This window comes from Rhodococcus sp. 06-418-5, from assembly GCF_002258285.1.
Lineage (GTDB): Bacteria > Actinomycetota > Actinomycetes > Mycobacteriales > Mycobacteriaceae > Rhodococcoides.
Window position 1 is genome coordinate 134,177 of the sequence record NZ_NOYE01000014.1, and the last position, 12,464, is coordinate 146,640.

Sequence of the window (12,464 nt, forward strand, 5' to 3'; positions counted from 1 at the left end):
AACATGCAGCATGAGTGACGGTGGCCAGCGCCCGGAGTCCGATGGCCGTAAGCGGCGTTGGGAACAGCACAACTCCGATCGTCGACGCCACATCATCGACGCGGCCATGACGGTTCTGGCGCGCGATATCGCACCCGGTGAGCGGCTCACCACCGCTCAGATCTCGGCCGAGGCCGGCGTGCACCGCACCGGGCTGTACCGGCATTTCCGCGATCGAACCGACCTGGACACGGCCATTCAGCGGGCCATCTGCTCGGAGTTGACGGCCACGTTGGTCTCGTCGTTCGCGTTGACCGGCACTCCTCGCGACGCGGTGCATCGCATGGTGAGCACCTATGTGCGCTGGGTGGCCGAGCATCCCGCGTGGACGCGATTCGTCGAGCAGGACGTCAGTGCCGAGTCACCCACGCCCCTCGAGGAGACCAACGCTCTGCTGGCCGAGCAGTTGGAAGTGAGCGTCGCGGCATTCCTGTCGCTGGTGCACGCGGACCTGACCACCGACGACTGGTCGCTGGTGCGGCCGTGGGTTGCGGGCCTCGTCTCCGGCTGCATGGGTGCGGTGCGCAGTTGGAGCGGGCAGACCGAACATCGCACCGGTCTCGATCATTTCGCGACGTTCCTGGCCGACACCATCTGGCTGCAGGTCAAGGGCCTCGGGGCATCCCGCGGGATCGCGATCCCGCAGGTGCCCCTCGAAAGCGTCCTCGACGAGAGTCAGCCGAACGACGGCTCGCTGCGGTAACGCGAGGGGCGTCCGTCGATACCGAGGGCGCGCCAGACGCGTCGGGACACGCGGTTCATCAGTCCGAGCTCGCCGGCCAGCATTCGGACGTCACCGAACGTGTCGCGCAATGCCTTTCGTGACGGTTCGCTGTTCCACCACACGGCGTCGACGACGTCGTCGGGGATGGCGAGGTCGCGTCGCATCTGCTTGCTCGGTTTCATGATCACGTCGCACAGCAGTCGCATGATGACGGGCATGAGGATCGAGATCGACGCCTTCTCGAAGCGTCCGAGCCGCGGGGCCTTGTGTTCGAGGTACTGATGGGCGAAGCCGATGTGTCGTGCTTCCTCGGCGATGTGAATCTGCATCACGCGCTGGACCAAGGGGTGCCCGACGCTACCGGCGCGCAGGACGCCCTTCTGCATGTGGTCGATCGGCTCTTCTCCCGCCAGCACCCCGACGAAGAATCCGAACGGTGCGGATCGGCTCGCGAAGAGGGTCAGTACGGGCACGATCTTGCGGAACCACGCGGGCCCACCCGGCACGTCGATGCCGATGCGGTTCACCAGTTCCTGGAACATCTGGGTGTGGTGGCACTCTTCGGTGGCCTCGTGCGTCGAGTACCGGAATTCGGGTGAATCGTTGGGCAGCGTGAGGGCGTACTGCATGAGGCCGCTGATGAGGATCTGCTCGAACTGCAGGCCGACCTTGACCATGCTGGCCTGGCGGTACATCCCGATGTGAATCTGCCGGTCCAGGGGAAGCGACTTGTACCAGTCGGTGTGACCGAGCGGGTCCGCGTCCGGGAGCACCCAGCGCGGATCGTCGGGAACGATCGCGTACTCGGGCTCGTCCCAGGGGATGTCGAGGAAGGCGTCGAAGTGCTGGTGCACCGATGCCGTCGACAGTGCGTGCAGCCTGTCTCGGTAGAGCGTTCGTGCGTCGTCGACTGCAGTCATGGTGGTCCTTCCGCCTGCGTCCGAACAATGTGTACGCAACACAGCGTCACACATAAAACTGATTGGTGCAACGCTCCGTCGCAGATACATGAGAAATGTTCTTCGAAACGACGAAACCGGCCGACCGCAGTGCGGTCGACCGGCCTCGAGGAAGGCGCTTCGGTCGTGAACGGTAATTCGTAGTGGACTACGAAGTTCCGCTCACGTGCGACGAAGTCGCTCCATCACCAGTACGGCAACACCATCGCGACGAAGCCCACGCCGATGACGATGCCGAGAATTCCGGTTCCGATGGCCAGCGCGGTGTCACTGCGATCGGCGCGCGGGCCGGAGAGGTCGGGGCTGCGATCGGCCCACAGAGCAGAGGCGACGGCAATCAATCCTGCTGCGATGCCCAGGCCCGCGGCCCAGAACGAGACGATCGACATCGCACCGAACATGACGGCATATTCGGTCACCTGCGCGCGGGTACGAATGCGCCGGTTCCACCACTTCGGTGGCATGTCGTCGTCCGAATCACGTGTATCGAAGTGGGGAGAGGTGACGGTCACTGCGGACTCCTTTCGAGTGAGAATGTGCCTCCATTTTGGCACTCGGCGGGTGAGAGTGCCAATCCCCTGGAGGAGGCCGACGCCCCCGGTTTCGCACACGCGCGCGCACTTGTCGGACGCGTTCGGATTCGCCACCGATCCGGGCACGATATCGCGCGCATTCGGCGAACGCGCGCGCGTGTGCAGAGCGATCAGGGCCACAGAAGTCGTTGCCCCACCGAAGCTTTCGTCGGACCCAGATCGAAGGTCGTGGCGTCGGGCATCAGGTACGGGACGAGTATCCGCATCGCATATTTGCGGTGTTCGAGCAGGACCTCGAGATAGGTGCCCGACGCCTCCTCGCCGGTGGCGTCGGAGACGATGGCGTACGACCGCAGGTCATCGGCGACGGCGCGCAGATCGCGGACGAGTTGCTCGTGCATCGCCGCGTGCGACTCCACGTCTCCCAGTGGCTGCTGCGGCGCGAGCACTCGCTGCCCGCCGGAACGGTCGTTGACGACGGCCACCGGGTGCAGCCCCCAGTTCTCGCTGATCCGTTCGGCGGCGATGTCGATACAGACGTCGAGCAGGTCGTCGAAATCCTGTTGGCACTCGATGCTCGTCACTTCTCGCCAGTTCGTCGTCATCGAGACCCCATCGTCGGCCGGCCACCCCAACCCCTTGGACGGCGCGCAGGCGCACACGGTTCCCGAAAGTCGTACATTCGTGCCAATCTGCCGCTTACCGGCGACAGTTCCCGCACGAGTCGGCCGGACGGAGCTGCAGGCAGCCGAATGCGCCACAGGGCTGGGGCAGACCTCAACTACACTCCCCATCCGGGAGGGGGAGAAAGCGGGTCGTTGCGTCGTGGAGGATCACTGGTACCGGCGCATGTTCGCCTCCAGCCCCGTGGCGCAGGCTCTCTCCGACGCCGATGGGCTCTTCGTCGACGTCAATGCGGCCTACTGCGAACTCGTCGGCTTGTCCTCCTCGGAACTGATAGGTCGATCCGCGACGGTGCATACTCACCCGGACGACCTCCCGCTCCACGGCAGCGTCGAGGACCTGATGGCCGCTGGAACGGCCGCGGACGAACCCGTGAAGGTCGAGGTGAGGTTCGTCCTACCGAACGAGGAGATTCGCTGGGTTCTGCTGACTCTGGTCCCTTTCACCGGTCCGTCCGATGCCGAGTGGACGCTCGGTGCCGCTCTCGATATCACCGAACGGAAAGAGGTCGAGGACGGCATCCTGCTCGCGTCCCGAACGGATCAACTGACCGGGGCACTCAACCGTCGCGGCTGGTCGGATCACGCGGTGTCCCTCGTCGACGACGATTCGGTCGACACAGTCGTCGCGGTTCTCGATCTGGACCATTTCAAGCAGTTCAACGACCACTTCGGCCACGCCGCAGGCGACGCGTTGCTCCGCGACTTCGCGTCGGCTGCCCGCGGGTGCATCGGCGTCGATGGACTCCTGGCTCGATGGGGCGGAGAGGAATTCGTGATCACTCTGCGCAATTGCGATCGTCGTGGTGCTCTTCGATCACTCGAGGCTCTTGCCGCCGCCACCACGTCATCGGGGGTGACGTTCTCGGCCGGGTACACGCTCCAGCGACCGAACGAAGGTCTTCGCAGCACACTCGACAGAGCTGACGCACTGATGTTTCAGGCGAAGCGCGCAGGCCGAAATCGAATGATCACCGACGCACCTTTCTGACTCGGCGCAACTTGCTGATACGGCAAACATACTTGCCATATCTATCCACGGGCTGTCACTCTGATCCCGGAACACCACCGGGAGAGGACTCAGCACATGACGCACGCATTCGACAAGGAGTACTGGGAGCACCATTGGGATGACCGAACATCCCGCACCGTCGCGGCGAATCCGTATCTCGTGCAAGAGACGGCCGGATCGACGCCCGGTACCGCGCTCGACGCAGGCTGTGGTGCCGGAGCAGAAGCGATCTGGCTCGCCGAGCAGGGCTGGCGAGTCACCGGTGCCGACATCTCCGCCACTGCCCTCGACGCCGCCGCCAAGCAGGCGCGGTCAGCGGGGGTCGACGTCACCTGGATCGAAGCCGACCTCACGACCTGGAACCCGACCCACCGATGGGATCTGGTGACGACCCACTACGCGCATCCGTCGATTCCGCAGTTGGACTTCTATCGACACATTGCGCAATGGGTGGCACGGGCGGTTCGCTGCTCATCGTCGGCCATCTGCACGACGGCGGGCATCGACACTCACACGGGGACGACGAGCAGCCACCGCACGAGGCCACTGTCACCGCGACAGACATCACCGCCCTGTTCGACGCCTCCTCGTGGCGCATCGACACCGCACTCGAACGTTCCAGAACGGTCGGTGGCACGGGTGTGCACTCGAAGACGTTGCGCGATGCGGTGGTTCGGGTCACGCGTCGAATCTGATCCCACGTTCGTAGCGGTGTCTGTCGGCCGGGCCAAGGCACAAAGGCAGGCGATCGGGTGTACGGTCCGGTGATGCACGGCGAACCGGGAAGTGATCCGTACGGCTGTTTGCTCGACGACTGCGAGCCGTGCCCGTGGTGACCTCGCAGCAGGACGACGCCGAAAGCCGTGTCGCTGACGCCTTTCTGGCGATCACGGGCGCGAGCCTGTCGTCGATGACGGAGATCCTGCGGGACCTGGGAGACGAGCCGGCCAACACGAAGCCGGACCTGCCGGGTGCCAACAGTCCGTACGCCATCGTGTTCCACTGCGTGGCCGTGATCGAGTACTGGGCAGGTTCGGTGATCGCCGGTCTGAAGATCCCGCGGGATCGCGCCGCCGAGTTCACTGCCACAGGCCGAATCGACGATCTGATCACGCGGGTCGACGAGGTTCGGTCGCGTCTGCCCGAGTGGGTGAATATCGCAGTACGCGAGGGGATTCGCGATCGAACCGTCATGGGTACCACCCGCCCGGAGCTCGCAACCGCAACACCGGAATGGGTGTTGACGCACCTGGTGCGCGAGTTGGCCCAGCATCTCGGCCAGCTCGAGCTCACCCGCGACGTCCTCCGTCGGGCGTGACCTGGGTCAACGATCGATGGTGACGGTCGGCCACGGCGGCCGCCTCAGGACCGCAGCACATCCCAATGTCGCAGCAACGAGGCCGGTGAGCACCCCGATCAGTTGGATGCGGCCGGTATCGACGGCTGGGGTCCACACCGCCGTGCCGTCCGTGATGGTGAACACCCCCACCGCGGTCTCTGCTCCCCGAGCCGATCGACGCGATACCGGCAGAATGGTCGTGCGGTCGTCCACTCTGACGGTCTCGCCGTACTGCACGGCAGACGGGCTGAATACGTCGGGCAAGCGTGAGGTCATGAGTGCACTCCCGGAGTCGACCGATGTCGTCGCGGTCAGACTACTCGCGCGCAGATGCCTCCGGGCTCGTCCGAATGCCGTCCACCATTGCCCATCGTCGTCAGCGGGCGGTGTTCACAGCGGCCGCGAGACCGTCGACCAGAGTCGGCAGGAAGTACGGAATCGACAACGCAGTCGGGCCTACTGCAGCTCCGGCTTCCTGGCCGACGAATCCTGCTACTGCGCCTGCGGAGACTGCCGGAATCTGCCGTGACACAGGCGAATCGACGAATTGCTGCAGGGCGTCGTCGGTGTCGACCTGAGTGAACACCACGTCGGCGTCGATTTTCGAGATGTTCTCTGCCGAGACTGTGGTCGAGTAGGTGGCGTCATCGGTCGCGAGGTCGGTCACCGATGCAGGCGAAACGAAGCCGAGATTCCCGAGCAGCTCCACTCGGGGGTCCGACGGCAGCAGTAGGTAGTACACGTCGGCAGCCTCGGACACGTATGCGATCGATCGGCCGTCGAATTCGGGATGCCGCGCACCTGCGTCACTCACCTGCCGGTCAAGATCGGACACCAGATCGCGGGCCCGATCCGGAACGCCGAGCACATCTCCGGTGGTGGTGATGACATCGCGCCACGGCGTCGACCACAGCTCTTCGGGTGGGGCGATGACGGGGATTCCAGCGTCGGTCACCGCGTCGTATTCGGCCTGCGTCAGGCCGGAGTGCGGGGCCAGCAGCACATCGGGGTCGGCGGCGAGCACCTTCTCGACCGTCAGGGCGTTGGTGACATTGTCGAGCAGAATCGGTGCAGGCCCGCCACTCGCATCGATCGCATCGGAGATCCACGGGTAGATCAGATCGTCACCGCCACCGTATTCGGCGGAGGGCATGGCCACCGGCACGACGCCGAGGGCGAGTACCGCGTCGGTGGTACCGAATCCCCAGGTAGCCACTCGTTGCGGCACTGCGTCGAGGGTGGTCTCGCCGTACATGTGCTGCACGGTCAGAGGAAAAGAGCCGGTCGCCGCCGCATCGGCCGGAGCCTCGGCGGTGTCGGACGAACTGCAGCCGGCGAGCGCGATGGACGCGGCCACCACCGCGGTGAGCACTGCAGCGAAGCGGGAAGTTGCGCGATGAGTCATGAAAGTCCTGTACCTCGGAGATCGTATTTGTAGGTTAGCCTTAGCTATCTCTTCTGGCAAAACCGACCGCCCCGGGCTCACAGGAACCTTGCAGCGAGGGTTCAGCGTCCTCACCGGAACATCCCAGAGTATTGGCTTTACCGAAAACACCGATGCCATCTCAGAGGAGATCCGACGATGACCCGAATTCCAGAGCCCACCAACACTTCTGCCGGGCCCATCTACGAGGGACGGCTGCTCGATCGCCCCGCCGAGGAGGTTGTCGACCAGGGTGCCGGATTCGACATCACCACCCTGATCACTCGCCGCCGCGTGCTCAGCATCGTCGGTGCCGGGGCCGGGGCATTCGCATTGGCCGCCTGCTCTACCACCTCGAACGCTGGAAGCAGCACCACCACAGCAGCTTCCACGACGGCTACCGCGAGCGCAACGAGTGAAATCCCCCAGGAGACCAACGGCCCCTACCCGGCCGACGGCACCAACGGCGTCAATGTTCTCGAAGAGTCAGGGATCGTGCGTAACGACATCACCTCCAGCCTCGACGGCGGAACCGCAGTCGAGGGAACGCCACTGTCGTTCACCTTCACACTCACCGATATGGCGAACGACAATCGACCGTTCGAGGGTGCGGCCGTGTACGTGTGGCAGTGCGATGCCGCCGGCCTGTATTCGATGTACTCCGAGGGCGTCGAGGACGAGACGTATCTGCGCGGCATTCAAGCGGCAAACGCCGACGGCACAGTCACGTTCGAGACCATCGTCCCCGGCTGCTATTCCGGTCGATGGACCCACATGCACTTCGAGGTCTATCCCGACGCGGCGTCGGCAACCAACGCGGACAACGCCATTGCCACCTCGCAGGTCGCCTTCCCTCAGGACATGCTCGACGCGATCTACCAGCTCGACACCTATCCGAACTCCGCGAAGAACCTGGCCCAGCTCGGCAGCCTCGACAACGACAACGTCTTCGGCGACGGCTACGACCTCGAGATGGGGACATTCTCCGGCGACCCCACTTCCGGCTACGTCGGATCGTTGGCGGTAGCCATCGACACCACCACCGAACCCACTGCAGGCGGCGGAGGTGGCGGTCAGCCTCCGATGGGCGACGGCACTCCCCCCGCCGGCGGTCCACCCGCCGCCGGTACCGCACCCACCAACTGATCGCACCTACCCCACAACCGAAGGAATCACCATGTTGCACAACCTCACCGGATGGCACGCCCTCATCGTTCTCGCCATCCTGCTGCTCGTGTTCGGCTCGACCAAACTCCCGTCACTCGCCAAGGGCGTCGGCCAATCGCTGCGCATCCTCAAGGACGAAGTGCGCGATGACAAGAACGCGACACCCCGAGATGACGCGGTTGCCGACACTTCGTCCGCCACAGTTCCGTACCGACACGCGTCGTGATCACGGCCACTGCCGTACGGGGCACTGCCGTACGGGGCACTGCCGCGCGGGCTACCGCTCCGCGGGGGACCATGCCGCTGGCCGGACATGTGCGCGAGGCACGTCGCCGCGCGATCCGCGCAGCGGTGTCCCTGCTCGTCGGCATAGCGATCGGGTTCGCTCTCTCCGATCAGATTCTCGACATCCTCCGCGCACCCGTGGAGGAACTCGCCCTCTCGCGTGCAGCCAGCCTCAACTTCGAAACTGTCACGGGCGCTTTTGATCTCGAACTGAGAATCGCTCTGTTCACCGGCGTCATCGTGTCGAGTCCGGTCTGGTTACGTGAGCTGTTCGCCTACCTCACACCCGGTTTGACGCGTCGGGAAAAGAAGTACGTGTACGGATTCTCCGCCGCTGCGGCCCCACTGTTCGTGGCCGGGTGCGTGTTCGGCTTCACCATCTTCCCGCGCATGGTCAGCGTCCTTGCCGGCTTCTCCTCCGACGAGGACAGCACCATACTCAACGCCTCGTACTATGTGGATTTCGTCATGAAGATCGTGTTGGCGACCGGTATCGCCTTCGTCCTACCGGCATTGCTGGTGATGCTCAACTGCCTCGGCATCCTGTCCGCGCACAAACTGCGCAGCAGCTGGCGGCTCAGTGTCGTCGGCATTGCGTTGTTCAGCGCGCTGGTCACTCCCGCTGCCGACGTCCTGTCCATGTTCCTGGTCGCGTTACCGATGGCGACCCTGTTCGGCGCGGCCATTGTGATCACCGAGGTACACGACAGGCGAGCCGCCGGACGCACCCTCACACCCTCGAAACCGGAGCTCACATCATGTTCGGATTGACCTTCGAAAAGCTGTTTCTGGTAGCGATCATCGCCGGGTTCGTCCTCGGCCCCTCGCGCCTCCCCGGATACGCCCAACAGCTCGGACGGGCCGTGCGCTCCGTTCGACATTTCGTCGACACCACTCGCATTGCAGCGGAAGACGAGATGGGCGTTCCGCTGCGCCGCAGCCGATGGGAAACGATGGACGTGCGCCAGTACGACCCGCGACGCATCGTCGCCGACGCACTACGCGAGACCGACGTCGCCCCGAGTACCGAGTGGCCCGACGAGGTCCTCGCTGAGGCCGGCCGAGTGCAACCCGGGCAGAAATATCTGATCGCCGGACCGGCGTCGCATCCACTACGCATCCTCATCGACTCACTACCCGAGAACGATCCACGTCGCATCGCCGCACAGCCGACGCCGGCAGTACACGCCACTGTGCCAGGCGGGTAATAGTTCTCATTGTGTGTACTCGTCGATCGATCGAGATGTCATTCGGTGCGAGCGACAACAGCAAAAGACTCCACGTAGTGGAGCGCACCCCGGAGGGCGGCCCGCATGGGCTCGATTCGGCCCAGCGTGACGGATAGCTGCGATCCACCGTGCAGGGCGGTCAGGAGTACGTCGGACAACTCGTCCAAGTCAGCTCGTCCATCGAGTTCGCCTCGGGCCTGCATCGATTCTAGCCCGCTTCGAAGTGCTTGTTTCCATCGCTCGAATGCTGCAAGCAGTTCATCACGAGCACTCGCGTCCGAAACCCCCAGGCTTGAAGGCAAGGCTTTGATTCCAACTGCTTAGGTCTCATCTACCTAGTTGAGGGGAAGACAGCTATCGCGAGGAAAGCGCGCGCCGATTGCTGACGGATACTCGGCCGTTCATGTTGCACCACTTCTGATCGAGCGTGCCGGCCTCCCAACACCGTAGCCAGATGACGGACCCAGCAGAAGCGTGGAGTTGGCGGAAAGACGGCCTGTGCAGATTCTACGGACCCGAACTGTTCTTCCCTCACGATCAAGAGACCCGGGGCGATCGGCTTCGGCGGGAATCCACTGCAAAAGCGATCTGCCGAGATTGCCCGGTAAAATTCGACTGCTATGAACACGCTCTCCGACGATCCGAAGAATGGGGCGTATGGGGTGGAACGAGCGAGGCAGACCGGCGAAGGAGCCGCGGCTCACGCCTGGACCAGGCGGCCAACTATTGACAACCGAAGTGTCTGTCAGCACGAGAGACTGCCATTGCCCCTGGCAGAGAATCGAATTCAGCTCGACACACCACTTGGGGGCAACGACGATCTCTGCAAACCTGCTATCCCGAAGTGAGTCGGCATCGCCGCCTGACGCAGTCGGCAGAATGCAAGGGGTAACCCGACGTAGTTACGGGAGTGTGAGCTCTGCACGACTTGCACCGTGATCTGATCGGGCCACTCCTCCGAGCGATAGTTAGTTCAATGCGAAGTCCACCGCAGCTTCCGCATGGAGCCGGGTGGTAGGGAACGTCGGTATATCGAAGTCCGCTTGTGTGACGAGGAGTTCAATCTCGGTGCACCCCAGGATAATTCCTTCGCAACCGTCGTCTGTCAGGCGATTCACGACGTCCAGATAGATCCGACGTGAGTCTGGGCGAATGACGTTGTGGCACAGTTCCTCGTAGATGATTCTGCTGATGTCTGCCCGGTCTGCGGCACACGGTGTCAGTATCTCGACCCCGTGGGCCGCGAAACGTTCGCGATAGAAGTGCTCCTCCATCGTGAACGCGGTTGCCAACAGTCCCACTCGCGTCAATTCGGTGCGGGCTACCGATTGTGCCGCGGTGTCGGCGATGTGAAGGAAAGGCACGTCAGTTGCATCCTCGATCATCGAGGCAACGTAGTGCATGGTGTTGGTGCACAACACGATTGCGTCAGCGCCAGCGGCTTCGAGTCGTACTGCCGCGTGAGCCAAGCGCGATCCTACCTCCGCCCAGGAACCGTTCAGTTTGAGTCGCTCGATCTCGGCAAAGTCGACAGATTCGAGGACAACACTAGCGGAGTGCAGCCCGCCCAGTCGGTTCGCAGTGATCTCGTTGATCAGCCGATAGTACTCGGCGGTGCTGACCCAACTCATGCCGCCGATAAGACCCAGTGTGCGCATGAACTCCTACCTCCTCCGGAAGTTGATAGTCGACGAATTGGACAGCGGGTGGCGTGCAACGAGCTGGCAGACCGATGTAGTTCCGATCTGATAGAAACTGCAGCTGTAGTAATGCACGCCGGCCACCGTCGAATGCACCATACGTGAGGCGAGCACCGCGCTTTCGTCCGTGTCCAGCTCTACAGTGTCACGCGTGAGCGCGAACGAGTCCGTCGTTGTGGCAGAGGTGCCCGATCGTGTGCTCGACGAGCGTTCCGAGATTCTGATCGACAGCCTCGATCAACTTGTCGATCGGTTGACCGACCGGGCCTTGGCCTCGCCGACACCGGGATCGGCTGTCTGGGAGTCGGAGTGGAACGACGGTGATTCGGAGACCGGCCGATCTTGTCGTGCATGTTTCGCTCTTTACGCTAGATATCGGCGGCGAACGCCCGGTGGAGCGGGAGGCTTCGTAGCAGAGGTCGAGCCGTCACGCGCGGAATTCTGGTCAGTCCACCGCACACGGATTCGGCTGTGTCTGAGTCGAGTTGAGGCGTCCGATGACCGCGGGAAGCCGATGCGCTCCGGACAATCCGCGTTCGGTGGTCGGCCGGGCAGACACGCCTGCATCGCGCATGGCTCGATCGAACAAGTGCATGTCCAGCGCCTCCACCTGTGTGAGGTGCTCTACGGTGTCGGGGTTGACCATGGTGTTCATCAGCTGCAGCGCACGGCTGTCGGCGGATCCCAGGCGAAGGACGTCGACGAGATGGGAGGTGTCGAGACCAGCGAGAGCGGCCAGTTCGAGCACGTCGGCTATGGCGGCTTGGTTGAGCATCAGCAATGCGTTGTTGACGAGTTTGGCCATCTGACCGGTACCGGTCTCGCCGACGCCGACCACGTGCGTCGCATAGGACTCGAACACCGGACGAGCGACATCAACCACTGCCTCGGATCCGCCGACGAGAACTGTGAGAGTGCGGCTTTCGGCAGCCGGGCGCCCACCACTGACAGGAGCGTCGAGTGCCTGCACACCGAATGGGGCGCACATCTGCGTGAGGCGCACCGCGTTCATCGGAGTTCCGGTGCCGTGGTTGACGACGATCCCGCCGCGGCGCAAGTGCGGCAGGATGTCGCGTTCGACGATCTGAATCACGTCGTCGTCGGTGCCGACGCAGAACGCAACGAGATCGACGACAGCAGCAAGCTCGGCGACCGAGTGGTGCACGGTGTGCGGCACTCCGAACAGCCCCGCCAGCGAGGCAGGACGCCTGGCCCAGACATGCAGATCGAGGCCGCTCTCGGCAACGGCGGTGGCCATCGGCAGGCCTTGATCACCGAGGCCGATGAAGCCTACGCGTGGTGACGCCGCCGTAAGGCGCTGCCGTGGTTCGTCATTCGACTGAGTCGACATCCATTCTCCTCGGTTGCGAT

17 protein-coding genes and 2 pseudogenes are annotated in these 12,464 nt (G+C 63.6%); 10 read left to right on the plus strand and 9 right to left on the minus strand.

Going from position 1 to position 12,464, the window contains the following annotated elements:
• Nucleotides 1-10: 10 nt before the first annotated feature.
• Nucleotides 11-742 carry a TetR/AcrR family transcriptional regulator gene (locus tag CH274_RS10570; protein ID WP_094645938.1) on the plus strand — a complete coding sequence of 244 codons (732 nt, stop codon included), beginning with the start codon at nt 11-13 and terminating at the stop codon, nt 740-742.
• Here CH274_RS10570 and CH274_RS10575 read toward each other — a convergent pair.
• From CH274_RS10575 to CH274_RS10585, 3 genes are all read right to left on the minus strand, one after another.
• Nucleotides 715-1,683, minus strand: a complete 969-nt coding sequence (locus tag CH274_RS10575; RefSeq protein ID WP_094657391.1) for an AurF N-oxygenase family protein — start codon at nt 1,681-1,683, stop codon at nt 715-717. The two genes, CH274_RS10570 and CH274_RS10575, sit on opposite strands and share 28 nt — an antisense overlap.
• Before the next feature lie 224 nt (nt 1,684-1,907).
• Nucleotides 1,908-2,234: a hypothetical protein gene (locus CH274_RS28870; protein WP_045200446.1), complete on the minus strand. Its 327-nt coding sequence runs from the start codon at nt 2,232-2,234 to the stop codon at nt 1,908-1,910.
• Nucleotides 2,235-2,425: 191 nt separating this feature from the next.
• Nucleotides 2,426-2,860 (minus strand): hypothetical protein, encoded by a 435-nt coding sequence (locus tag CH274_RS10585; protein ID WP_094657555.1) that lies wholly within the window; start codon nt 2,858-2,860, stop codon nt 2,426-2,428.
• Between CH274_RS10585 and CH274_RS10590 the strand changes: the two genes are divergently transcribed.
• The 4 genes and pseudogenes from CH274_RS10590 to CH274_RS10600 all read left to right on the plus strand — a co-directional run bounded on the left by CH274_RS10590 (nt 2,829) and on the right by CH274_RS10600 (nt 5,268).
• On the plus strand, nt 2,829-3,929 hold the full coding sequence (locus CH274_RS10590) for a GGDEF domain-containing protein (protein ID WP_256993534.1): 1,101 nt from the start codon (nt 2,829-2,831) through the stop codon (nt 3,927-3,929). The two genes, CH274_RS10585 and CH274_RS10590, sit on opposite strands and share 32 nt — an antisense overlap.
• A gap of 96 nt (nt 3,930-4,025) precedes the next feature.
• Nucleotides 4,026-4,340, plus strand: a pseudogene (locus tag CH274_RS29650) (class I SAM-dependent methyltransferase); the annotation flags it as partial.
• A gap of 56 nt (nt 4,341-4,396) precedes the next feature.
• Nucleotides 4,397-4,645, plus strand: coding sequence for a hypothetical protein (locus tag CH274_RS29655; protein WP_256993562.1), 249 nt, complete (start codon nt 4,397-4,399; stop codon nt 4,643-4,645).
• Between the two features lie 128 nt (nt 4,646-4,773).
• Nucleotides 4,774-5,268: a DinB family protein gene (locus CH274_RS10600; protein WP_256993535.1), complete on the plus strand. Its 495-nt coding sequence runs from the start codon at nt 4,774-4,776 to the stop codon at nt 5,266-5,268.
• Between the two features lie 6 nt (nt 5,269-5,274).
• On the opposite strand, the gene CH274_RS10605 is transcribed toward CH274_RS10600, so the two are convergent.
• Entirely contained in the window at nt 5,275-5,565 is a 291-nt protein-coding gene (locus CH274_RS10605; RefSeq protein WP_052049756.1) for a hypothetical protein, read from the minus strand.
• Between the two features lie 100 nt (nt 5,566-5,665).
• Nucleotides 5,666-6,694, minus strand: a complete 1,029-nt coding sequence (locus CH274_RS10610) for an ABC transporter substrate-binding protein (RefSeq protein WP_094657394.1) — start codon at nt 6,692-6,694, stop codon at nt 5,666-5,668.
• A gap of 177 nt (nt 6,695-6,871) precedes the next feature.
• On the opposite strand from CH274_RS10610, the gene CH274_RS10615 reads away from it, so the two are divergent.
• Genes CH274_RS10615 through CH274_RS10630 form a run of 4 tightly spaced genes read left to right on the plus strand, consistent with a single transcriptional unit; the run spans nt 6,872 to nt 9,372 of the window.
• The gene (locus CH274_RS10615) at nt 6,872-7,858 is read left to right on the plus strand and encodes an intradiol ring-cleavage dioxygenase (RefSeq protein ID WP_094657395.1); all 987 of its coding nucleotides are present in this window, start codon (nt 6,872-6,874) and stop codon (nt 7,856-7,858) included.
• A 31-nt stretch (nt 7,859-7,889) separates the two neighbouring features.
• Entirely contained in the window at nt 7,890-8,105 is a 216-nt protein-coding gene (locus CH274_RS10620; RefSeq protein WP_094657396.1) for a twin-arginine translocase TatA/TatE family subunit, read from the plus strand.
• Nucleotides 8,102-8,935: a twin-arginine translocase subunit TatC gene (gene tatC, locus CH274_RS10625; protein WP_256993536.1), complete on the plus strand. Its 834-nt coding sequence runs from the start codon at nt 8,102-8,104 to the stop codon at nt 8,933-8,935. Before CH274_RS10620 ends, tatC begins: the two co-directional genes overlap by 4 nt.
• Nucleotides 8,923-9,372 (plus strand): preprotein translocase, encoded by a 450-nt coding sequence (locus tag CH274_RS10630; RefSeq protein ID WP_094657398.1) that lies wholly within the window; start codon nt 8,923-8,925, stop codon nt 9,370-9,372. Before tatC ends, CH274_RS10630 begins: the two co-directional genes overlap by 13 nt.
• A gap of 38 nt (nt 9,373-9,410) precedes the next feature.
• Here CH274_RS10630 and CH274_RS29970 read toward each other — a convergent pair whose 3' ends face one another.
• Nucleotides 9,411-9,695 (minus strand): TetR family transcriptional regulator C-terminal domain-containing protein, encoded by a 285-nt coding sequence (locus CH274_RS29970; protein ID WP_373453921.1) that lies wholly within the window; start codon nt 9,693-9,695, stop codon nt 9,411-9,413.
• A 152-nt stretch (nt 9,696-9,847) separates the two neighbouring features.
• Here CH274_RS29970 and CH274_RS10640 point away from each other — a divergent pair, with 152 nt between their 5' ends.
• Nucleotides 9,848-10,123 carry a WhiB family transcriptional regulator gene (locus tag CH274_RS10640; protein WP_094657400.1) on the plus strand — a complete coding sequence of 92 codons (276 nt, stop codon included), beginning with the start codon at nt 9,848-9,850 and terminating at the stop codon, nt 10,121-10,123.
• 238 nt (nt 10,124-10,361) lie between these two features.
• Here CH274_RS10640 and CH274_RS10645 read toward each other — a convergent pair whose 3' ends face one another.
• The 3 genes and pseudogenes from CH274_RS10645 to CH274_RS29980 all read right to left on the minus strand — a co-directional run.
• Complete coding sequence (locus tag CH274_RS10645; RefSeq protein WP_094657401.1) at nt 10,362-11,051, minus strand: aspartate/glutamate racemase family protein; 690 nt, start codon at nt 11,049-11,051, stop codon at nt 10,362-10,364.
• Between the two features lie 487 nt (nt 11,052-11,538).
• Nucleotides 11,539-11,898: an NAD-binding protein gene (locus CH274_RS29975; protein ID WP_373453925.1), complete on the minus strand. Its 360-nt coding sequence runs from the start codon at nt 11,896-11,898 to the stop codon at nt 11,539-11,541.
• A 39-nt stretch (nt 11,899-11,937) separates the two neighbouring features.
• Nucleotides 11,938-12,447, minus strand: a pseudogene (locus tag CH274_RS29980) (NAD(P)-dependent oxidoreductase); the annotation flags it as partial.
• Between the last annotated feature and the right edge of the window lie 17 nt (nt 12,448-12,464).